Source organism: Psychrobacillus sp. PGGUH221 (genome assembly GCF_042055255.1).
In the GTDB taxonomy this organism is placed as follows: domain Bacteria; phylum Bacillota; class Bacilli; order Bacillales_A; family Planococcaceae; genus Psychrobacillus.
In genome coordinates, this window is sequence record NZ_JAQMHQ010000009.1 from 88567 (window position 1) to 112031 (window position 23465).

Below are 23465 nucleotides of genomic sequence, written 5' to 3' on the forward strand. Positions count from 1 at the left end.
CTGGTTTTTCAGATTAAGCTGTTCAATATCATCATAAATTAACGCGAAGGTCTTGCTTCTTGGCAATTTGGACATTTTTTTTGATTACTACCTTTAAATTTCGTAAAAGTCTTTTCAAAATTATTTCCGCACGAACATTTAAATAGTAGTTTTTGCGAGTATCCTACATATTCAGTTGAAAGTAATACGCTTTCTGAATTCTTTGTTACATAATCACGTATACCTTCTATCGTCCATTTTTTATTCATCATGACACCTCCGGTTCGATTATAATCAATGGAAGAAGTTTAGATATATTACTCTTAACTCATGGCTTCCTTATGTACATAGGTTCCAATTATACCATCACTTGGACTACCTTGTCTTAAGCTCAAATATTCCATTTATTTATGACGTTATATATAGTCTTTTTTTATTTACAATACATAGTAAGAAATCGTCGATTTCCGTTTCAGGCGCTACGCTTTCCACGGGCACGGCCTCAGCCTTCTCCCTCGCTACGCTCAGTCCGGGTGCTTCGGCTCGTGCTGTTCCCGTAGGAGTCTTCGCGTCTTCCACTCCAATCGACTAGTGTTGGCTATTTTAAAAAGTGTCGGATTTCTAAATCTTCTAAGACGTTGAGTTGTTGAATATCATGATGACTAAAAACCAAATCAATGAAGATGAACAACTTGAAATGCTAATAAGCTGGTTTTTACGATTCGGTTTTCATACACCTCTCAACCTTTGGTAAGAACTACGTACGTCTTTTTCAATAGACCGACATCTGGGGTACACATTTGAGGGAGAAAAATTATTTTCTCAAATAAATTTCACTATGAATAAAGATGACAAAATTATTCTTATTGGTGATGAATTAGCTAAATCTGCTTTACTTCGAATTCTTGCTGAAGAGGAACGTAAATTCAGGGGAAATCTAAACTCAAATACCTTTAAAATTGACAAAGTACCCCGAGAGGCGAACTCTCGGGGTACCTTGTCTATAGTCTGCGATGGGAGCATTAAGCTCCCATCATTTCTTAATTAATATTTATTATTTTTTCTTTGAGCTTGTGCTTTTTGGTTTGCTTGAGCATTTTGTTGTTTTACTTCTTGTGCATTTGTTTGAGCTTCTTGAGAAACTCCAAATTCAGATCCAAATTCGGCATTTAAGTTTTGAGAAGCTTTTTGATTTGCTTGAGCATTTTGTTGTCTTACTTCTTGTGCATTTGTTTGGCTTTCTGATGGAAGACCAAATTCAGATCCAAATTCAGCATTCAGGTTTTGTGATGCACCTTGTGCTTTTTGAGCAGATTGTGCATTTTGTCTTCTAACTTCTTGTGCATTCGTTTGACTTTCAAGTGGAAGATTGTTTTTATTGTTGTTTGCCATTTTTCTTCACCTCCATAAAAATTATCTTTGCCAAAACAGAGGTTATTATTAATAGCAAATGTTGGAGTATTGGATTTAGTTTTTTAAAGACAATTTAAGCCATACTATTTTACAGAGAAAAAACGATGAAGGAACTCATCAATTATAAGTTCCTTCATCGAAATTAATTATTCAACTACTGGCAACCAACCTTTTACATTCATAAGTCTCTGCCATAATGGATCTGGAATTAATAATTTTTCCTGATCACGTCTAGATAATGTTGTACGGATTTGTTCAGCTTGTCCAGCCTCAACTTTTTCTATCCATTTTGGCTCCATTAGTAATTCGCGACCTAAAGCAATTAATGGTACTCCGGTTTCTAACGCTTCCACTACATCATCTGGTGTATGTAATGAACCTACACCAACTATTGGAACACGAGTCCCAACTACTTCATGAATTTTAGTAATCCTAGACTGGGTTTTATCTTTCTCACGGAAAGACCCATTCCAAAATGTGTTTACAGAAATATGTAAATAATCGAGGGATTGATCCGCTAATTTATCTACAAACTGAATAGTATCTTCTAATGTAATCCCAGGATTTGTACCTTCTTCAGGTGAGATACGATAACCAACAACAAATGGTACCTTTGCATGTTCAGCGACAGCTTGCTTTACAGCATCTACGATAGCCAACGGGAAATTCATGCGTTTTTCAAGCGATCCACCCCATTGATCATCTCGACCATTGGAATGTGGTGAGAAAAATTGCTGTAATAGATACGTATTGGCACCATGAATCTCTACTCCATCAAAACCAGCTTCAATCGCTCGTCTTGTTGCCTCACCGAAAGCTTTAATCGTATTCTGTATTTCTTCTTCGGACATTTCTCGAGGTATTGGTGCATCCTCTTTTGCTGCAACAGCACTTGCTGATACAGGCTGGTGATCTGGCAATAAGTCTGGTGGTGACTGTCTTCCACCGTGGTATATTTGGATAATTGCTTTCGTTCCATTTGATTGAATGGTTTCAGCCAATCTCTTCAAGCTTGGAATGAATGAGTCATCGTCAATACTAAACTGCCCTGGAAACCCTTTTCCATCCTTACTAACATAAGAACATGCTGTTATAAATGTCCCAACACCGCCAGTACGCTCTTTGTAATAAGCAAGCTCTGCTTCAGATACTTCCCCGTTATCGTGAGATGAATAATTGGTCATTGGTGCGACCATAATACGATTCTTTACTTCTACCCCTGAAGGAAAGGTAAAGGTTTGAAAGATTTTTTCATATTTCGTATTCATATATAGTCCTCCCTCAATTTTTATATATTCAGTTATTACCATACACTTTTCATTCTATAATGTCTTGAGATAGGATTCTGTACTGCCTAAAACCTCATCCATAAATTGCATGGTTTAAAAGAAAAAGCAGCTATTAACAATTTGAATGTTAATAACTGCTTCTATAGACTTTTTCAGTGCCCTCGCAACGACTAAAGGTTCTTCTATTTTTGATTATAGGATAAAGCTTACAATTACTGCTGATAAAACGCTTACTAACGTTGCACCGTATAATAGTTTCAAGCCGAATCGTGCTACTACGTTACCTTGTTTTTCATGCAGACCTTTTACAGCACCTGAAATGATTCCAATGGAAGAAAAGTTTGCAAATGAAACAAGGAAAACAGAAATAATTCCGATGGATCGTTCACTCAGTTTTGACGCTAATTCACCTAAAGAAAGCATCGCTACAAATTCATTTGTAACTAGTTTGGTAGCCATAATACCGCCAGCTGTAACTGATTCTGTAACAGGTATACCCATTAAAATCGCTACTGGAGCAAAGACATATCCAATAATTTCTTGGAATGTGACTCCAAATATCATATCAAATACGCTATTTACTCCTGCCATTAGTGCAACGAATCCTAGTAACATCGCAGCAACTACGATTGCAACCTTGAATCCATCCATTATATATTCGCCCAGCATTTCGAAGAAGCTTTGTTTTTCTGTTTGCACAACAAGGAGATCTTCTTCTTCAGTTACAGTGTAAGGATTAATAATGGAAGCAATGATGAATCCTCCAAACAAATTAATGACGATTGCCGTTACGACATATCTCGGTTCAATCATCGTCATATAAGCTCCGACAATAGACATCGATACAGTGGACATTGCTGACGCAGATAATGTATATAGACGTTGAGGGGACAATTGTCCAAGCTGTTTTTTTACAGTAATAAATACTTCAGATTGTCCAACAATAGCGGAAGCTACTCCGTTGTAAGATTCTAATTTACCCATGCCGTTTACTTTACTGATTGCCCAACCAATCCATTTCATAATGAAAGGAAGAACTTTAATATGCTGTAGAATTCCAATGAGAGCCGAAATGAATACGATTGGAAGCAAAGCAGTTAAGAAGAAAGGAGCTTGTCCTTCATTCGCAATGCCACCAAATACAAAAGTGATTCCTTCATTAGCGAAATTTAGTAATTGTGTAAATCCGGCTGCGATTCCCTTTATAAGAATCAATCCAAATTTAGTATTCAGTAATAAAAAAGTTAAAATTAACTGTATAATAATCATTTGAATAATTGGTCTGATTTTTATTTCTTTCCGATTGTTACTTGCAACCCAGGCAAGACCCAGAACAACAATTAAGCCTACGATTGAAATTAAATAATTCATTTTATGCCTCCACAAAGTTGTAGTGTTAGAAGTTGAACGTCTGACCATTGAACTTCCTTTATAAGTATACAGTTTTAACTTATCATGTCCAAGGAAACTATTCCCTCTTGCGTTTTTTCTATATCAATCTCACCATATTGATAGCCAAAAAAACCACGATCACCGAATCATCTTCGGTAATCGTGGCTTGAAAACTTCATAAATCTCAGTCTATTTATTCTTTCTACTTTTGGCGTATTTTCTAGGATTTCACAGGAACTACTTTACCTCGTTTAACTTCTTTACGTTCTTTAGCATGTTCAGCTGTAGCTGTGAACAGTACGTCAGAAGATGAATTCAATGCAGTTTCACAAGAATCTTGAATAACACCGATGATAAAACCAACACCAACAACCTGCATTGCAATATCAGCTGGAACTCCAAATAAACTACATGCTAGTGGGATAAGTAAAAGTGATCCACCAGCAACACCTGATGCACCTGCTGCAGAGATAGCTGCAATAACAGAAAGCATTAGGGCAGTCATAAAATCAACTTCAATACCAAGCGTATTTACTGTAGCAAGAGTTAGCACAGCAATTGTAACTGCTGCACCAGCCATATTAATAGTAGCACCAAGAGGTATTGACACTGCATAAGTATCCTCATCTAAGCCAAGTTTTTCACATAATTTCATATTTACTGGAATATTTGCAGCTGAACTACGTGTAAAGAATGCATAAATACCACTTTCTCTTAAAACCATAAAAACAAGTGGATAAGGATTTTTTCGAGTATAAATGAATACGATTAACGGATTCACTACTAACGCGATAAACAACATACATCCAACTAAAATTACTATTAATCTACCGTATTCAAGTAAAGCAGAAAGACCACTTGTTACTATCGCATCAAAAACAAGTCCCATAATGCCAAGAGGTGCTAAATTAATCACCCATTGTACTACTTTAGTGATTGCATCTGAAAAATTACCTAACATGTCTTTCGTATTTTGATTTGCATTTTTTAATGCAATCCCAAGAACGATCGCCCACATTAATATACCTAGATAGTTAGCATTTATTATGGCATCAATCGGATTGGCAACTAAGTTAAATAATAATGTTTCTAAAACTTCAAGAATACCCTCTGGTGGAGTAACGCCCTCTGCTCCTGTTGTCAGTGTTAGCGTAGTCGGGAATATAAAGCTTGCAACTACAGCGACAGCTCCAGCTAGGAATGTACCAAGAGCATAAAGAACAAGAATCGATTTCATATTCGACTTCTTTCCCTTTTTATGTACGGCAATCGCATGCATCACTATGAATAATACTAATATTGGCGCAACCGCCTTTAATGCACCGACAAATAAAGAACCAAAAATGGAGATCCAACTTGCAGCCTCAGGAAGGGTTAAAGCCAATATAAGTCCGACAATAATACCGATAACAATCCTTTTTACGAGGCTCACTTGATTCCATTTAACTGATAAATTTTTCATTTTCCTATCCCCCAAAATTTTCTTAAAACTCCCATTGTACAAACGACAGCCACTTCTGCAAGTTAAGATAACATATACTTATATAAACTTTAAGTAGACTGATAGTTTATTTTAACACAAATTTTCGGAATTGTGAGATGGTTTTTTATGTTAAAATACTTTTTGGAATTTCTTATGAAAATCGTCCATGTGTTAGCCGCAATTTCATATGGACAGAGTAGAGGCATCATAAAAACAACAAAAAGGCTACAATTACTGAATTATCTTCAGTAATTATAGCTATTAAAACTTCATAAATTGCATTCAATCTAATGAATGGCTTTAATTGGAGACGGCGGGATTTGAACCCGCGTCCAGAAAAAATGAGATGTTCACTAATCTCAGTTATATCAATGGTTTAAGCAACGTGCGATTACTACATTTTACAAACGTAGTTCGTAATCAACCTGCTACCACCAATTATAATGGAAGATTTCCCCTTGTCAATTGTTATGTCGTATACTCCAATTGAACAACTATAATTCCAGTTTGAACCTTATCCACATGAGTAATCTTATAAGTTTTTCCTTCAATTGCAATTTCCTTATTTATGGTTAAGTATTGAAGGTTCTTTTCATTCCTCTGTACCTTCGCTTTTAATCCATTTGCAATTGTAAGAAATGCTCCACTTGTTGAAGCAGAACCAACTCTATCGAATCCTAATACAGATGGAACATCAAAGTATTGAATTGTATGCTTATAGATAGGTCTATTAAAATCATCAAATCCAATAATTTCACTTATGGTTTCCCCTGCAACTGTTAGAGTCATATTGCAATGCACCATGATGTTTTTATACTTGTTATGACGTTTACTCATGGATTCAGTTATAACTAAATATTTGTTTCCTTCATGTAACACTAAATCCCCTTGATTAACTTTATCAATGGTATGAAGATGTTTGGATTCCTGTTCATCTAACTTGTTTAAAGAACCATTTGTTACGATTGCAGGAATAGGTATATCATTAATTTTTATTTCCTTTGCTACTGAATTGAACACATCATTTAAAGTTGTTTCATCAAATAAATTCATATTTCCCACCTCACAAATACAACATGAAAATATCAGAATTAGATGATTGATCGGTTTTCATTTGTCTTATCGTTTTATACAATTGGTCAATACGTTGAGTTAGGTTTTCATGGAATTGTGAAACTGTCATATCATCAAGACGAATTGTTTTCATTAAAGATGGATTGTTTGCTACCGATTCCAGTACAGATAATGCAGTTTGATAAATGGCTTTCTTATTGTCCTGTGAAGTTGCGTTATATTCATCATGTGGCTTTAATCCATTCTCCTGTAAGTAGATGATTAGTTCCTGTTGGTCTAATTCAATCCCCTTAGTTTCCATCTGTAAGCGTTGAATGTTATTCATATGCTCATTCCTCTCTATTTGTCGGTATTTCCTCTTTAGATAATTGGGCTATATATTTAGTAATTCCTTTTGGTAAAGGAACACCTATATGACCTAAGTTTTCAGTAATGCTTAATCCTTCCATTCCTATATAGAAGAAAACTGCCATTGTTCTAAATACAGGTACACCTGATGCAGTTAATAAATCCAATAAATTAGCAATAATGATAACCAACATGATTGACGTTTTCTTTAAGAATCCCCTGTAGGATACTTTAGAATTTAATTTTTTCTGTGTCGCTGCTTTTATTAATCCTGTAACAATGTCGATAACCATAAATGCAACAAGGATTGTTAATGATATGTGCCACCCACCTATAAGGAATGAAAAGAATGTTCCAAAGATTGTTAAGCCAAATAATAATTTTTCTATGATAAACACCTCCTATGGTGTGAAATTTGGACAAAAGAAAAAGCCACACCATTTTGATGTGACTTGATCTTTCATTCATTTATTTTAAAACTTGTATAGAAGAACCTGTTAAAGGTTTGAAAGTTTTCTCTAAAAGTTTCTCTAAAAGTTCTTCACTAAACTGTTCAACCTTGGTAGCACCTGAATGAGTGAATCTCATTTCAGAGAAGTACAGTTGTCCTAAAGATTCTTGGTTTTGATTGTTAAATACTCTAAACTTTATACTAGGTTCAGATAATATAACTTCTAACTTACATTCAGAAATGCTAATGGTGATTTTCTCAGAGTTTCTTTCAACTTTAATAAATTCATTACCTTTTTTAACATCAAAAAAATTTTTAAAATAATCTTCAATATAATTAGAGAAAACTTCATATGTTTTAAAACTATCTATAAATGCTTGTTGCTCAATCTTTTTTTCAAGTTGGTTTTTCCATTTCATATTCTTCACCTCCCCTTTATCTACTCAATTCGACAAGAAGGAAGGTAATTCCTTTTATGAATAAAACCATAATAAAAGCCACACCGTTTAGATGTGACTTCTTATGCTTATTTATTTTCAACTTAATCTAACGGTCTTTTCAAGAAAAATTGAATTTCATTTGTATCTGTACTATCTTCATTTCCAGTTATAATCGGCACTGCTGAAACTAATTCCCAACCAAGTGAACCTAATTCATTTAAATCTCCTTGAGCGTTTCTGTTAAATAAATTCCCATTATTAAACACTAAACATTTGTATTCAAATTTCAAATCATACACCTCCCACTTATCTACTAAATTCGACGAGTAGGAGGGATAATCCTTTTATGGAAATATTATTACCTAGATGATTGAATACTAGTTAAATATCCATCTTCAAAATACAAATATCCTCTATCATAAACCCACTGTTCTCTAACTCCATAGGCGGTTTCAGTTCTATTAATACTTTTTGGTTTCCCCCATGTAGAATCTTCTATTACTTCATAATCGGTCATACTTATGGATGGTTCATACTTTACAGGTGATGTAGTAGTTATGGTCGTTGATGGTATATAAATTGGTTCATTAATTAACCCTTCCAATGTATCATCTTTTAAAACTGTATGACTAGCAAGATAAGGATTATATAAACCCTCTGAATCTTTACTTAAAAAACTTACAGGTTCACTATCGCTCAAATCAAAATCTTTACCAAAAGAATCTTTCCCAATTCTAATATAATATTTTGTAAGTCCATCATCGAAAATGATAGTTGATACTTCCATAACATCTTTTTGCACTTTCAAGAAGTCACTATTAACAACTTCCTTCATTTCTTTACTTTTAATATTAGTTAAGATATTTTCAGCCATTAGTTGAGAAGAATCTTTCAATCCCATAATTGATCTTTTTAATTCTATCTCCTGTTCGGTATCTGCTTCTAATTCTATTGTATCTAAATACTTAATAAAGTTTTCTGTGTAATATACTATCTCAAGATTTGTACGCTTATCATCTTTATCCTTCTTTAAAATATTTTTTTGTTCATCTAAAACCTTTTCTGGAAGAATACCTAAATGATGATTTAATTGATTTAGAATTGTATAGACGTTACTTGCAAAGTCCACAGATATATTTTCAGGTAAATCTTTTGCATCTAACTTTGCATTATTAACCTCAAAGTTATGTTCTAAATCACTTTCAACTTCCATTTGTAATTGCTTGTTATTATCAATTGAATATAAAACGGAAAAAAATAAAATAATTAAGAGCATACTTGAAGCAATGATAATTATGTTTTTCATTTCTATCCTCACTCCCCTGTGAATATATTTACGTCCATAGTACCATGACAATATACTCAAAAGATAGATAATTCAGAAAATATTATGTGCGTGAAAAAAATGATATGGTAGGCGGACTTTTTAAAATTTAGGGGTATCCAATAAACTTTTCTACAATTAATTACAATAAGGGATTAGTACTATGGTTCTACTCTCATCTAAACGTTGATTTAAAGCCATTGTTCTATAATGACTATTATAATACCGTACAGATTCTCAATTAAAATCAAATTTTTATTAGATAATGGATAGAGAATCGTTTATTAGTTGCTCCTGAATCCACTGTAATTATTAACCATATCGGATTGTTAATTAAATGGTAAACTAAAAAAATCTCAGTTACAAACTGGATTCATTTTTTCATCATATATACGAACATTCATTCTTATATAACAAGAGAAAAATTTTGGATATATACACTATCACCTTCTCCCCTTGATACGTCTACATTCTCATTAAATTATCTTTATCCTTAACACTCGACTTAGAGCAAATACCCCACTCACATCTACCACTCAATTCAATAATATTCTCACACAATATTTCTCAAATTTTTTACTAATATTTACTCATTCAACTATTTACGTCTAGTTCACGTTGAACCTGAGCAACATCAACTTTATTTCCCTCATTATTTAGACGTTCCATTTCTTGACCAACATCACTAGTCAAAGGTGATAACTCAAGCATACTCTCCATACTCAATCCACCCATTGCTCTCATCTCCTTCATGTTGCTAATCAACTCTGCATCATTAGAAGGTAAGTCATACGTGAACATCACATCAAACGTTGACCATGCTTTATCATTAATGCTTACACCTTTATAACTAAGCAATCCTCTTATCTTATCCCAACGTTCATAGAATCCTTTACGTAAACACTGCTCATTCATTCCACCTTTAACACTAGCCAATGAGAACAATAAGCGTACAGATTGCTCAGACACATTGCTTATCTCTGCTCTCCCCATTGATACAGAAGGTGTCATACTTATATCCAACAATGATTGATACAACTGTGTATACAAGATATCAAATGCTTTTGCATCAATAGTAGCCGATTCAAAACTAAATGTACCACCATCATCTAACTGAATACCCCCACCCACAATATGTTGAGGAATAGAACCCTTCAATTGTTGTCCTGAGATAACTGGAACTGGATTAATCATCTTATATAGACCGTCAACTGTCTTAGAAATTAAATCCTCCATGTTGTCTAGTATGCCTATGAAATCATCTAACTGACTTCTTCCTTCTGTTTCACTGTGTTCATTAGTTGATACATAAGCAACTGGCAATCCACTCAGATTAGCAAACTGTGAAGTCATTTGCAGTGATCCACCCTCATTAGTCCACTCTTGAACCTTTTCATCATCATAGACAACGTAATATGAGATACCATCAAATACATAATGTTCAATGAATCCAATCATCTCGTTATGCTGATTATAAACAGGAAAACCTTCATCACTATTGATAATCTTAGATGTTATATATCCTTTCTTATCTATATAGATATATTCATATACATTTCCAAACTTTAAAAGTTTATCAAGGATAGCAATGTTCTTTTCATTAAATTTGCCTAACTTATTGACCACTTGAAATTCCTCTACCATCTTTTCTTTACCTGTTATTTGTACAGGATTCTTTAAAAGGAATTGCGTTTGGAATGACAAGATTGTTTTTGCCATGTTCAATACAATTTTACGTGGTTCAACCAATTGACCATTATATTGATATGCAGGACGATTTAAAATATTATGGTGTCCTTCTAAGTAATCCTTTTTGTTCTGTACATCTAATACTCTTGATGTGTTATGAAATGAAGTTGCTTCCTCCACAAACCAACCTGTTTTATTCTTATATTTAACTTTGATGTATTTTTCTAAATTCATCTAATCAATCCTTTCTAATTTTGTGAAGTTCATAGTGAACCTCTCTATCAATCCACATACCACTTATTTGCTTTCATGCCCTGTATTGCAAGAGCAGAAGAGATTACACTATCATCATGATGAAGGTCGCTGTTACCTTTTTTGTTTCCAGTACGTCCATTTGTTTCAATGAACATCTGCATCTGATTAAGAGTTACTTTACATTCAATATTGATTAGTCCTAATTCAAATTGCTCTTTGAAATCTGAAATCATGATAGGTTTTGTTTTTTGAGATGTTAAGAATCCGACTTTAAGTTTCTTCTTGCCACGTTCATCAAATGTTTTCATCTTATACATATTGAGATATTGTTTCTCTTTACGTAAACGCTCAATAACCGCTAAACCATAAGAGTTAGATTCGACTGTTAAAAAGGCATAGTTATAAAAAATACCCAAGTCATAGATGACCTGAGCAAATTCATATATTGTTATTTTGTTGTGGTAAAAACTTAAAACTTGTTGTCCATCTATATCGAATACAGAAATTGTACTGAAATCTTGACCGCTGCCACTTGCAGTATCAACCCCAAAGTAGTATTTCTTCGACCTCTCAGGCAATTCAAACAAGGCAAGTCCCCGATTAACGTATTTTAAAACGCTCTCAGGTACAATCTCAGACACTTCATTTTTAGATAATGGCTCATTTGTGGCACTCATACGCTTCAATACTTTTGTTTGGTCAAATACACTTCTTCCAGTGGATATAAAACTTTCAATTGGATTGGAAGGGAACTCTTGCATGAACTGAGTTTCATCTTCCATATCTTGAATCTTCCATCTTCTCCACATTAACTGCTTTAAGTTTGCACCTGAATTGTGTAATACAAGTTCATCATCTTCTAATTCATCTAGTGAAAGACGTTTTCCCTTGTTGGTTGCTTTGTACCATATTTCTGCTTCTGCATAATCATATTTGAATTGTTTGGAATATAATTTGTGGAAGAAAGGAACAAAATAATCTACATATTTTGATTTGCCTTTCATGGCTTGTGTGTAGAGTTTATAGAAGTGGTTGCCTGTACCGTTGGAAGTTGTTTCTATTGTTAGTTGCGATTGTTCTCCTTTTGCAAGTGATTGTTCAACTGATAATAATTGTGTTTCTTGTGCTTGATAAAAAGCAAACTCAGATAGATGAATATATGTGTACGTACTTCCTCGACCAATACTTTTTGATCCAGCCGTTACACTTGAAATTCTGCTCCCATTTGAAAAGAATAATTCTCCCCTGTTGTCACGTTTAGTTGTTGGGAACACATTAGGATATTTCTCTCTAGGTATAGAATCATTCATCATCTTTAATTTATCAAAGAGTGCTTTTGCAGAATCCCCTTTATAACTAACTATAAGAATGTTTTCATTTGGTTTCGTCAATGCTCTCCATAATGCTTTACCTAATACAAAAGTAGAGATGCCACTTTGCCTTGCTTTACCAATTATGATGAAACGATTCTTACTCATGAGGTCATTGATTTCTTTTTGAGCATCATTTATTTCAAATCTTACAAGTTGGTTCTCATTGTCTGTTATGAAAATAAAGTTCTTTGCAAATAACTCAAAATCATCTAGTACCTTTTGAAGTTTATTCTCAGGTTTCTTTGTCTGCTTTGTAGTCATTCATCACAACTCCAAATCGTCATATACATTTTTGGAATCCTGTTTAGTTGGTTTCTTACTCTTGTATTCTTTATTCATTGCTACTATTTGTTTTTGGATTTCAAATAGAAGTTTAGTCGCCTTTTCATCTCCGGCTTTTGCTTTCTCGCTAGTTGCTTCATATATAATCTGCATATCTTGTCCAATTTTCGACTGCAACAATAGATTCATTAGGAACTGATATTCCTCACTCAATTCCCACTTTTCATAGGTGAAGAAATCTTTTGCATTAATTTCCTTTAAGATTGATTCCTCAGTTCGTGGATTCCTCATGCCATAATTATTTTTCCATTTGAAATATAGTTGTTTCTTATATGTTAAATCTTTTAACGCTTGATTTAATTCCATCTTCTATTCCTCCTAATGATTTTCATGCAATAAAAAAAGACCTATCAAAATAACTTCGATAAGTCCATTCCATGTCCAAATGCTATTGGACGTTTATTCAATTCTTCGATTATTATTTCATCTAATCCAAAACCGTTTACACCTAAAAAACGTAATAGAGCAAATGTATTTACCATGTAATACTTTTGCCAAAAGAAATTGGATTCTTTTCTTACATATCTTTCTTGACGTTGCTTAGTAAGTTCAACTAATCTTGTGATATAAGCATTATTAAATTCTTCCTTTGTAACGACTTGATGAATTGTTGAATCCAAAATTTCAACTTGATAACTTATAAAATAAAACTCTACATTATATTTCGATAATGTGATTTCTGCATTTTTCATAATTTCCTTTTCCATCTCAGAGAGTGCTTTCTTCTCTCTAATTTTGTTGTATTGGAACATTGTAATTTCATTTTCCTTTAGGAACACTTTAAAAACTTCAACTACTTTTTCATACGTTTCCTTTTCGACAATCTTAAATTTTCCATCCAACTTTCTGAAATTGTAAACCTCAACAACGTTTATTCTTTTTGCTTCCTGTAAACGTTTAAACGCTTTTTCTACAATATCTGAATTACGTTTCTTTACTGTATCTGAAAACTCATCAAGAATTTCCTTTGCATTGTATAGTTCTGGAGTTTGCTTATGCAGTTTCTGAATCATATTAAATGTTTCATTATGATATAGTCCAATTGTGCTAAAGAATCCAAAATCCTTTGCCCATTTGTTATATGTGCATGGGAATTTATTTTCTTCTATTAATTTGTTCATAACATATTCGTCCATAAGGAAGTCGTGATTAGTTGGAGGTCTACCATTATTTCCACCTTCATCTGTAAGTGGTTCTTCTCGTAAACCTTCAAGAATATATTTGCGTTTCTTTCCTTTACCTTCATAAGACACTTCTTCAAAGATACATCTTAGTTTTCTTAAAACTGCTTTGTGCGTATCATGATTCTCTTTTAAACAACCTCTTTGCTTCCATATAGAAGTTTCAAATTCTGATCCATCACTGTATCCATATTGTATTAATAATTCAATTACCGCTTTTTCTATAAGTATCATCTATAAGTCCTCACATTCTATAAGTTTGATTTATTTGCTGTCCATTTTTCTAGTAACATACTCAAATTTTCATTTTGCTCGAATATCCAAAATGTACGTTTCGTTTTTGAGTGAGCCATAACATGTATAGGTACTTGTCCATTAGATAAAAGGAATTGCATTTGCTTTATACTAAAACAGTTATAATTTTTCATTATGTGATTCTCCTTTAAATTAAAATAGAAATATTGTGCGTAAGCACAGAGTGAGAATTGCGAACAAGGTGAGCCATTCCACTCGACCTATACAGAAGCATAAGTATCGGTGACAAGTCACCTCTTGTTCACAAAACAAGTTTTGTTCACATCTATATTCAAATATTTCATTTTGGACTAAGCAAAAGTATATATTATAATATTATATTATACTTTAGGATAGTCCAAAACTCTAATTATGTGTTACTGCTTTTCATATGAATCTAACGCTCTTTGCAATTCAGGTGACTTCTTATATAAAGTGAATATTTTCTTGTTCTTAATTGAGATGGCTTTAAATAGATAATCAATTCCATTTTCTTTTAAGTAGATGCTCATGCTTTTTGTATAGCAAAAGAAATATTCTTTCGTCATTTCATTCATGCTGATTCTCCTTTCTTATAAATGGAAACCATTCCTTTGTTTCTATGGGTTAATGCATAAGAAAAAACGTTGTCATTGTTCATCAAATCATTTGTGCTATCTGTAGAGAATCTTTCATTTGTAAACTCTTGAACTATTGAAAATTGTCCTTTTGGAATTTCTAATGAGATACCCATATGCTTAGATGTATTTTCTAAGTTTAGATAGGTGTGCAACTCACCATTATTACGTCTGTAAACTCTATCATCTTGATCCTTTAATTGACGTGTAATTCTTTGAAATACAGAAACATCATATTCAACTAGAATATCAATCAACTCAGTGAATCCTAACATCTCTAAGTACTGTGTATGAACTGCATTGTATTTCATGTCATAATGACCTTTATAACCACTGTCAATTGCTAATAGGATTAGTTTCCCTTCTAAAGAAGTAGGAAGGGGTATGTCATAAAGTGACCACAACATGATAGCAGTAGACATAGCAAATTTGTCTGTATAGTTATGTGCTGATAAATCTAATATTGAATTCAAATTTGCTGATTCAGGATTAGCAGCGGAAGTGTTATAAAATCTTGTTAAATGATTGTCGTATGTTTTACCTTTCCTAATTGCTAAATCTACCCCTATATTCTCCCTAGTATCCTCTATGTTCTTCTGATACAACTTTGAGAAAGAATAATACTGATTTACTTCATAGCCGAATACTTCTTTTAAAATTCCACATGACACAATCGAATCTATATCATTAGTCATAATAAGATTTGCATCTTGTTTTAGGTGAACCCATCGGGGAAATAATTCTTTTAATTGTTTGTTCATATTAAATGAATATCAATACAGTTTCCTATGATTTGTTGCTTCCTTTTTCGCAAGTGGTTTCACAAAACCAAGTAAAAAAAGCCGATTGAATCGACTGAGTACATTTACGAAAAAGGAAACTAAGTTGAATAATTCATTTGTTCAACTCCTTCTATTTTGGGATTTTCTTTAAGTATGTTGTTTCTAGTATTGTTCGATATATTCTCGATATTTTTTGATCTTTTCTTTATCCATTGCTACCTGTTGATTTTCAAATCTGCTTAATAAACTAATTGAGCAATCCACAAATTCTGCTACCTGTGAAAGTTTGATACGCTTCCTTTTTCTCATAACAAATAATTCTGTTTCTGTCATAATGATTCTCCCTTCCCATGCAATTAATTGAATTTCTTACATTAAAAAAGCACCCTCATTTAAGAGAGTGCTTAGTGTGTTAATTAAGATACAGTTAAAACTGCTACTGCTTTTGGAGTTCCAACTTTTAAAGTCGCTTCTGCAATAACTTGTCCTTTAACGCTATCCCCAGTTTTAGCAAGTGGTTCAAAGTGAGGTTGACGTAAATAAGCAAGGTCAACATATGAATCATTAAAGAACACAATTTTATCTGCTGGCACATGCTTAGATAAAACAAAATGAACAGTACCATAGTTAGTATTAATAGAATCAACTAGTAAACCAAAGTTAGTAGTCACATGGCTATAACCATATTTATCTGCATAGATGTTATCTACTTTTTCTTTAAGGTCTGCATTTAGGAAAGCGTATACTTGCCCTTCTGCTAAGTCGTTGTTCCAAAGGTTTCTCATTGCTTCTTTAATATTTTCTTCTGTTACTAAACCAACTACTGCATTAGTAGGTTCTGCAAACTGAATTAGACCAGAAAGTTGTCGTTTAAATGGAGTTGTAGAACCATCTGCTTTAAGACCATTGATGAACTTTTTCTCCATGTTAATTTTTAATTCTAATAAACGATCATTGATTTCACTTGCAAATTGAACAGATTTCATCGCTTCTGCTGTTCCACTGATTGAAGCACCTTTTTTGAATATTTCAAGGATATTTGAAAGTTCTGCTCTTGCAGTTTCATGGAACGTAATATCATCTGAACCCTCTACTGCTGATAAGTCGTCTGTATGGTCTAATGTTTTTTCTCTCCATGTATAGACAGTTGATAATGCTTTTTCAATATTTCCTTTTGCCATAAGCAAAGATGTGAAAGGAGTTGCTTGTACTCCAATTAATGCGATTTCCTGAGATAGTGAGATTTGTTCTACTTCTGTAAAATTAGTTGATTTAAACATTTATATTTCCCCTTTTATTTTTATATTTTTTGTGAAATTAAAAAGACGTTAGTTCATTTAGAACCACCGTCTTTTACTTAAATAAATTGGCTAGTTTTGAACCAATCATTGATTTAGTATCTTTATTATTTGCGTGTACTGAATAAGCATCTTGTGTAGCGTTATCTTTTGGTTGATAAGAGTTAGCAACTTTGATGTCATTCACAATCTTATTTAATTTAGAAACCACTTTTCCCAAATCATCTGAGTTATCAACATTAATAATTTCTGCAAATGCTTCAAGACCATTATCTTTTAGAGTTAAGTTTTTCTCTTTTTCAAATAAATCTTTTTCAAGTGATTCCAAAAATTCTTTTCGTTCTGCTAAAATTTCCTCTGTTAATTTTTGTGCTTTTTCTATTTGCTCTCCGTTTTCTAAAACCTGTTTTTCAAGTTCTTGAATCTCTGGTGATACCTCTACCTCTTGAATTTCTACTTGTTCATTTTCCATTTGTGATTCTCCTATTCTTAATTAAATTTTACGTTGACCGATTCTCTCGCAAGAATTCGTTTTTCATTAAAAAACCCACTGTACTCAAAGATGAAATCTTTGCCAGTGGAATCCGTATAATCGTATTCATATTTACCTAACCCATCTGTTGATAGACCATATGTGATTTCTTGTATTACATTTTCTTGCTTGTCGTATATCGTCAATTTAACATCATCGGGAGTTACTTTATTTCCGTCAAAAGTGCGAAATTGTACAATAAGACGAATCGTATCGTTTTTAAACATCTATATCACGCTCATTTCATTTGCGTTTTCTTTTGTTGAAGTATTTGATTGATTTACTATTTGATTAATATTCGATTTATTTTCGATTACATATACAGTCGCATATACAGGTTTTCCAACCTTATATGGAATTTGAATATCCGTCATAATATGAATTGGTTGTATTCCTGATTCAACTGTACGTACCGTTCTTACTACTCGACTAGCGTTTGATCCGATTCCTTCAATATAGGAAGAAACTTGATATTCTTTAACACTCGCATTTTGTAAAGTAGTTATATCCGAAACTATTTCATCAATATGGGAAGTGACGTTTTTAATCAATTGTCGTGACGTATACGCTTCACCAGTGACGTTTCCAACGTGTGATAAAGTAATACTCACCTTTCGTTTAGAACGCTCTAGCGAACTGGAAATGACGTTCAAATGGCTATCGATATTGACCGTTTTTTTCTTAGAAGGGATAGGAGGCACACCGAAGATTTTTAAATATGGATATGAAGCAAAGCCCCAAATATTAGAATCCCAATTAGAGAAATTAGATGAATCTGCAAATTGTGAAGTAGTTAATCCAATTCCTGCAATATGAAAATTATTCACATCTGAGTTGTAGTATGAATTCGTTACATTGCTTTTTGCTAGTGCGTTTATATCACCGACCAATGCACTTGCAGGGTATGAAGTTTCTAAAGTGGTCGGAAGTCCATATGCATATGAATTAGAAATAAAACTTTTAGTATCAATTAAGTTTCCAACAAATCCGCCAACTCGACCTTTTCCAGTTGTATTGGCACTCGAATAACAATTTGAAATAGTAGAACTTGTAGTTGCAGCGAGCCAACCTATTAGACCACCAACCCCATACTGACCAAAAACTTCACCTGTCGTATAACATTGGTCAATATTTGTGTTTATGGAGTAGCCAACTAGTCCACCGCAATAATTTTGCGTTGTCGATATATTAACGTTTTCAAGTCCAACATTTTTTATTGTTGCACCTTCTGTAAATCCAAATAAACCAACATTTGCAGTAGTCCTATTAATATTTAAGTTTTTTATCTTGTATCCTTTACCATCAAATGTTCCTTTGAATCGTTTGGCTGATGTTGTTCCATCTGCAAGAAGGGTAAAATTAAATCCTGTCATATCAATATCATTTGCTAACTCATATGATGCTGATGCTGTTAGGTTATTATTGATTGCTTGAAGTTGTGAAGGTGTGCTAATTAATGTAGCCATTTAATCACCTCTTAGACAATCTGAGGAACTTGTAGTTTGTGGATGATTGTTAATTGATCGTCTACTGTTTCAAATGTAAATGGAGCAAATACTTCTGTCGCTATTGGAGAACCATTTGTAGCAACTTCTAATAGAACACTTTTTACCACTGTTTTACCTAGAAATGTTGCATCACCTGTTATTACTATTTTATATTCTATTTCTTGTGTCGCTACGTTCCCAGTGATTTGTAATCCATCTGCAATTCCAAAACGTTTTACAGCAATCCCTGATTCATCTTGTACCTCTATATAATTCCAATTCGATAAAATGTATTCTCTTAACTTTCCATATCCATAATTATTAATTTGAGCCATCTGTATGTGACCACCTTTATATTTAATTTTGTACAATAAAAAAAGGACACCGAAAAATATCGGTATCCTCTAGGAGAAAGCAAGAATGACAAACTTACTCTCAGGTGTAAAACTATAATGAACGATAGGGGGTAACTACTCCCCTATACTAAAATAATTGAATGATGAATAAAAAATAGTTGTCTTGTTTTTATCCCTACACTATACCTAATTATACCCAAAAGTGTGACGTTTTTATTTATCCTATTTGAGCAAAGAAATCTTTATCCTTCTTATCTTGTAATCGTTTCAATCTATGCTTAAAAGCCGATTCATTCATTTCCATCTTTTCTGCAAAGTATCTTTTATTAATATTAAAAATTTCATTCTCTTTACTAAACGTAAATGGTGAAGTATTCCGAGCATCTATTTCAATCTGTATAAACTTTTTCAACTGGCGATAGAAATTCACTTGATTATTGGTCAACTTACCTTCGTCCACACCTAGCATTTTATCTATAATAGTTTGCTTCATTTTCATCTTATCTGTTCTTACAATATATTTTTCACCATCTATCTGATGGACTTTAGTTCCCAGTAACTTTGTTAATTTTCGATACGTTCTATTCCTAACTGATATTGATATAAAACCTATTATTTGTTCATCTGTTTTTGTTAGGTCTACTTTTGGAAGTACCTCATATAGTGAATCCAATATTAAGGGTGATATTTCATCTTGAAGTTTCTTAATGGCACGATTAACAGAAGGAGAGATATTTAGATGGTCGCTATAAATCTTTTTGAAATCATACCAACTGTGATAACTCAGGTATGTTTCAACTTCTTTTAACACTCTCTTAGGAATCTTATAAAAATCATCTACATGATAATGATGTCCTAATGAAGTCAAGACAGTATAAACAAAGTTCTCACCATCAAAAATTGCTTTCTCTAACTGTGATCCTGTATCTAATGCCCACTTCATATTCTTTGCTTTCTTACTGTGACGTGACAATATAACTTTTAAGTTAAACCCAATGCGATACTCAGGGGTATTTTGTTTTGGTGTATACTTTGCTCTCCAACGTCTAAAGACCTCTGTACGTTCATCCTCGTACTCTACATCATAAAATTTTGCTTGATGTTCGGTACATACCATATGTGTTTCAACCATATCCGATTCAGCAAGTTTTAAAAGTTCCGTTGCTAAATCATATTTGCCCTCTTGATGTGCTTTGATTTTCTCTATAAATTCCATTTATGATTCTCCTTCAAATATAATAAGCCACTCAAAGTAAAGAGTGGACACCAAAATATCTGATTAACGGAAATATATTATTATATACTTCTATTATAGTCAGATTTTTCCACTTTATCAACCAAACTCAAAAATAATTATTATTTGTACTGAAATTGCATTTTATTCGATTCTCTAAAACCCTTAATAATAAGGGAATTTTTGATGTCTATATTCAAATAAAAGGTTGATTTTATTTAGAATATTTGCATAGCAAAAGACAAATAAAAAAAGAGAGCATTTACGCTCCCTTTGGATATTGATTATTAATTAAGTTATTGTATAAATTTATTCAATGTATCAAGTACCGATTCAAAATACATTCTTCTTGAATAGTTTGCCGGCTTTTTTATTTTTTTGTTAATAGTATATTGGCATACATCTCCATTGTGTAAAACCAACAAATAAATATTGTATCTTGATGTAACAATCTCAAACCTATTTTCCTCTGTAGAAAAGGTTTCAATGCTCCCAGTTGTTTGTTTTATTTCTAAATATTTTTTTAAAGCAGACATAACTTGATTTACTCTTTCTGTTTCTTCTTCCATACCTAAAACGAATTCAAGTTCACGCTCGTCTTTTATAAACTCACTATAATTTTCTTTGTTAATAATCATTATGTTTCCTCCTTGTAATCCAATGTAGTATTTTAAATAAAGTCCCTTAAACTATTTGCCACTTCATCAATATCTAAATCTAAATACTGAGTTGTTACTGCTAAATCGGAATGTCCAAGTGCTTTAGAAATTAGAGCGATATTTGCTCCTTTATCTAATAATGATTTTGCATATCCTCTACGTATTGAGTGAGGATTTATATTCTCTAGTCCATACTTAACGGAATATTTGTGTAGTTGCTTAGAGATAGCATTGTTAGATGATTTACTATCATTTATCGGTAATCCATTTTGTGTAATAAATATGTTTGTATTTTCAATACTGTAATAATCTCGAATTAGTTTATTTTGATTAATGAGGACTTTTAATAACTCTGCTAGTTCTTCATCAAGAGGTAATCTGAGAAACTTATGGTTCTTCACAATAGCACCATCTAAATTAAAATAAAGATTCTCAAAGTCAATGTGACGCTCTTTTAGTTCTCCTAATGTTCTAATTCTGATACCTGTTCTAAATAGCGTTAAAATCGCCACTCTATCTCTAAAACCGATGAATGTATTGTTATCTATTAATGATAATAGAACTTCAATATCATTTGCTTTAGCACCTTTTTTTACTTCCTTATCAATTTTAATTTGAATATAACTCCAAAATTTTTCTTTAAGCCAACCGTTATTAAAGAATTTACCTAAAACGGCTTTAATAGATTTTAGTCGTATTAGTTTTGTTTGATTAGATACATTTAAGGATTCCAAATAGTTATAAATTGAATCTGCATTAATATCCTCTACATATTCCAGTTTGTTAAACACTACAAACTGATTAAAGATGTAATTATAACTATCAATAGTCCTTTCTCGATTTCCTGCAATCCGCATTTGTTGATAAATGGTTGTGAGTGCTTTAGGAATAGTTATCGTATCTCTTTTAGTTATTACAGGTTTCTTTGATACTTCTACTTCATCTACCTGTACTGCAAATATTCCTCTTTTTCTTCCCATAAAAAAAACCTCCCAATCGAATGATTAGAAGGTTGATTACTAGGGATAAAAGTGGGGATATTTACGTAAAGTTCATATCCCGTCTAATATCCCTTACGTTGTTAAACCGTTGATACCACTACGTTTAACGTAGTTTTTAATATGGAGACGGCGGGATTTGAACCCGCGTCCAGAAACTCTAACACTTAAGCTTCTACGCGTGTATCTTACCTATTTAAAGTTTCGCGTAGCATTATGCCGATAAGCGGGCGTCCTGTACGCTAACTTGGAAATCTCTTGCTGACAGCTCAAGTGGCACTGCCAACCGTATCCCACTAAAGTTGAGCTCTACCTAGCCACATGGGCGATGGATAAATAGAGCAGATCCGAGCTTACGCTGCGAATGCTAAGTTGTTGTTTGTTTTGCCTGTTATTATAAGGTCCGTTTTTACGGAGCCGAGCCTCCGACGCGCAACTCAAGCTCAGACTATCCCTGTCGAATCCATAACGTCCCCGTTTATGGAATAATGTAAGCTTCGTTACATTGCTTACTATACATCAAATTAGGTCAAAATTCAAGTGAGACATCTTACCAGTATTGGATAAGCCCTTACTGGTTAAGAGCCTTGAATGCTCTTTCAATCTCTCGTTTTGCTTCCTTCTTCTTCAGCACATCACGTTTATCGTAATCTTTCTTTCCTTTACCGATTCCGATTAGTACTTTTGCATAACCATTTTTGATGTACATTTTTAGCGGAACAATCGTGAATCCTTCTCTTTTCGTTTCACCAATTAAGCTGCTAATCTGTTTTTTATGTAAAAGTAGTTTTCTGGAACGTAAAGGATCATGGTTAAAACGATTTCCTTGTTCGTAAGGGCTAATATGCATATTGGAAATCCATGCTTCGTTATTTCGAATACGAACAAAGGAATCCTTTAATTGTACTTTACCGTTACGAATCGATTTTATTTCTGTTCCTTGCAATACAATACCCGCTTCAATTGTCTCTTCTATAAAATAATCATGGCCGGCTTTTTTGTTTTGTGCAAGGACTTTATCATCATTCTTTTTTGCCATCTCATTCACCTCTTTAAAAGTAGGGCAGAAACGATTTCTCTCCTTCAGGTTGTAGACAAAAGGTAGTTAACTAAACGGTCTCGTTCATTATTTTAATTTTTTTATACTTTTCTATTAACTCAAGATTACTTTTCCT

General features: G+C 33.0%; 28 protein-coding genes and 1 other RNA gene. All 29 read right to left on the reverse strand.

What is annotated here, in order from left to right; translation table 11 throughout:
* Window positions 1-38: 38 nt before the first annotated feature.
* A complete protein-coding gene (locus PGC35_RS15660) occupies window positions 39-248 on the reverse strand; it encodes a hypothetical protein (protein WP_053588459.1) in 210 nt (69 codons plus the stop codon).
* 775 nt (window positions 249-1023) lie between these two features.
* Window positions 1024-1371, reverse strand: coding sequence for a gamma-type small acid-soluble spore protein (locus PGC35_RS15665; RefSeq protein ID WP_375219837.1), 348 nt, complete (start codon window positions 1369-1371; stop codon window positions 1024-1026).
* Between the two features lie 167 nt (window positions 1372-1538).
* Entirely contained in the window at window positions 1539-2660 is a 1122-nt protein-coding gene (locus tag PGC35_RS15670) for an NADH-dependent flavin oxidoreductase (RefSeq protein ID WP_375219838.1), read from the reverse strand.
* A gap of 213 nt (window positions 2661-2873) precedes the next feature.
* Complete coding sequence (locus PGC35_RS15675) at window positions 2874-4052, reverse strand: NupC/NupG family nucleoside CNT transporter (RefSeq protein WP_375219839.1); 1179 nt, start codon at window positions 4050-4052, stop codon at window positions 2874-2876.
* A gap of 241 nt (window positions 4053-4293) precedes the next feature.
* Entirely contained in the window at window positions 4294-5535 is a 1242-nt protein-coding gene (sstT, locus tag PGC35_RS15680; protein ID WP_375219840.1) for a serine/threonine transporter SstT, read from the reverse strand.
* Between the two features lie 489 nt (window positions 5536-6024).
* A complete protein-coding gene (locus tag PGC35_RS15685) occupies window positions 6025-6609 on the reverse strand; it encodes a hypothetical protein (RefSeq protein WP_375219841.1) in 585 nt (194 codons plus the stop codon).
* Window positions 6610-6619: 10 nt separating this feature from the next.
* Entirely contained in the window at window positions 6620-6955 is a 336-nt protein-coding gene (locus PGC35_RS15690) for a hypothetical protein (protein ID WP_375219842.1), read from the reverse strand.
* 4 nt (window positions 6956-6959) lie between these two features.
* Window positions 6960-7376, reverse strand: a complete 417-nt coding sequence (locus tag PGC35_RS15695; RefSeq protein ID WP_375219843.1) for a phage holin family protein — start codon at window positions 7374-7376, stop codon at window positions 6960-6962.
* 70 nt (window positions 7377-7446) lie between these two features.
* Entirely contained in the window at window positions 7447-7848 is a 402-nt protein-coding gene (locus PGC35_RS15700; RefSeq protein ID WP_375219844.1) for a hypothetical protein, read from the reverse strand.
* A 122-nt stretch (window positions 7849-7970) separates the two neighbouring features.
* Window positions 7971-8159, reverse strand: coding sequence for a DUF4177 domain-containing protein (locus tag PGC35_RS15705; RefSeq protein WP_375219845.1), 189 nt, complete (start codon window positions 8157-8159; stop codon window positions 7971-7973).
* A 68-nt stretch (window positions 8160-8227) separates the two neighbouring features.
* Entirely contained in the window at window positions 8228-9175 is a 948-nt protein-coding gene (locus PGC35_RS15710; RefSeq protein WP_375219846.1) for a hypothetical protein, read from the reverse strand.
* A 612-nt stretch (window positions 9176-9787) separates the two neighbouring features.
* A complete protein-coding gene (locus PGC35_RS15715) occupies window positions 9788-11116 on the reverse strand; it encodes a phage portal protein (RefSeq protein ID WP_375219847.1) in 1329 nt (442 codons plus the stop codon).
* A 47-nt stretch (window positions 11117-11163) separates the two neighbouring features.
* Entirely contained in the window at window positions 11164-12771 is a 1608-nt protein-coding gene (locus tag PGC35_RS15720) for a terminase large subunit domain-containing protein (protein ID WP_375219848.1), read from the reverse strand.
* Between the two features lie 3 nt (window positions 12772-12774).
* Window positions 12775-13158 (reverse strand): hypothetical protein, encoded by a 384-nt coding sequence (locus tag PGC35_RS15725; RefSeq protein ID WP_375219849.1) that lies wholly within the window; start codon window positions 13156-13158, stop codon window positions 12775-12777.
* Between the two features lie 44 nt (window positions 13159-13202).
* On the reverse strand, window positions 13203-14267 hold the full coding sequence (locus PGC35_RS15730) for a hypothetical protein (RefSeq protein WP_375219850.1): 1065 nt from the start codon (window positions 14265-14267) through the stop codon (window positions 13203-13205).
* Between the two features lie 17 nt (window positions 14268-14284).
* The gene (locus PGC35_RS15735; RefSeq protein WP_375219851.1) at window positions 14285-14461 is read right to left on the reverse strand and encodes a DUF5659 domain-containing protein; all 177 of its coding nucleotides are present in this window, start codon (window positions 14459-14461) and stop codon (window positions 14285-14287) included.
* 243 nt (window positions 14462-14704) lie between these two features.
* A complete protein-coding gene (locus PGC35_RS15740) occupies window positions 14705-14884 on the reverse strand; it encodes a DUF5659 domain-containing protein (RefSeq protein WP_375219852.1) in 180 nt (59 codons plus the stop codon).
* Complete coding sequence (locus PGC35_RS15745; protein WP_375219853.1) at window positions 14881-15705, reverse strand: hypothetical protein; 825 nt, start codon at window positions 15703-15705, stop codon at window positions 14881-14883. The genes PGC35_RS15740 and PGC35_RS15745 overlap by 4 nt, the downstream gene beginning before the upstream one ends.
* A gap of 183 nt (window positions 15706-15888) precedes the next feature.
* On the reverse strand, window positions 15889-16059 hold the full coding sequence (locus PGC35_RS15750) for a helix-turn-helix domain-containing protein (RefSeq protein WP_375219854.1): 171 nt from the start codon (window positions 16057-16059) through the stop codon (window positions 15889-15891).
* An 83-nt stretch (window positions 16060-16142) separates the two neighbouring features.
* A complete protein-coding gene (locus PGC35_RS15755) occupies window positions 16143-17006 on the reverse strand; it encodes an SU10 major capsid protein (protein ID WP_375219855.1) in 864 nt (287 codons plus the stop codon).
* 73 nt (window positions 17007-17079) lie between these two features.
* A complete protein-coding gene (locus PGC35_RS15760) occupies window positions 17080-17496 on the reverse strand; it encodes a hypothetical protein (RefSeq protein WP_375219856.1) in 417 nt (138 codons plus the stop codon).
* Window positions 17497-17513: 17 nt separating this feature from the next.
* Window positions 17514-17783, reverse strand: coding sequence for a hypothetical protein (locus PGC35_RS15765; protein ID WP_375219857.1), 270 nt, complete (start codon window positions 17781-17783; stop codon window positions 17514-17516).
* On the reverse strand, window positions 17784-19022 hold the full coding sequence (locus tag PGC35_RS15770; RefSeq protein WP_375219858.1) for a M26 family metallopeptidase: 1239 nt from the start codon (window positions 19020-19022) through the stop codon (window positions 17784-17786).
* 11 nt (window positions 19023-19033) lie between these two features.
* Window positions 19034-19378 carry a hypothetical protein gene (locus PGC35_RS15775; protein ID WP_375219859.1) on the reverse strand — a complete coding sequence of 115 codons (345 nt, stop codon included), beginning with the start codon at window positions 19376-19378 and terminating at the stop codon, window positions 19034-19036.
* Between the two features lie 238 nt (window positions 19379-19616).
* Window positions 19617-20615 carry a hypothetical protein gene (locus tag PGC35_RS15780; protein WP_375219860.1) on the reverse strand — a complete coding sequence of 333 codons (999 nt, stop codon included), beginning with the start codon at window positions 20613-20615 and terminating at the stop codon, window positions 19617-19619.
* A gap of 314 nt (window positions 20616-20929) precedes the next feature.
* Complete coding sequence (locus PGC35_RS15785; RefSeq protein ID WP_375219861.1) at window positions 20930-21271, reverse strand: hypothetical protein; 342 nt, start codon at window positions 21269-21271, stop codon at window positions 20930-20932.
* A gap of 32 nt (window positions 21272-21303) precedes the next feature.
* The gene (locus PGC35_RS15790; RefSeq protein WP_375219862.1) at window positions 21304-22272 is read right to left on the reverse strand and encodes a tyrosine-type recombinase/integrase; all 969 of its coding nucleotides are present in this window, start codon (window positions 22270-22272) and stop codon (window positions 21304-21306) included.
* A gap of 139 nt (window positions 22273-22411) precedes the next feature.
* Window positions 22412-22766, reverse strand: a transfer-messenger RNA (tmRNA) gene (ssrA, locus tag PGC35_RS15795).
* A 95-nt stretch (window positions 22767-22861) separates the two neighbouring features.
* Window positions 22862-23329 carry an SsrA-binding protein SmpB gene (gene smpB, locus PGC35_RS15800; RefSeq protein WP_375219863.1) on the reverse strand — a complete coding sequence of 156 codons (468 nt, stop codon included), beginning with the start codon at window positions 23327-23329 and terminating at the stop codon, window positions 22862-22864.
* Between the last annotated feature and the right edge of the window lie 136 nt (window positions 23330-23465).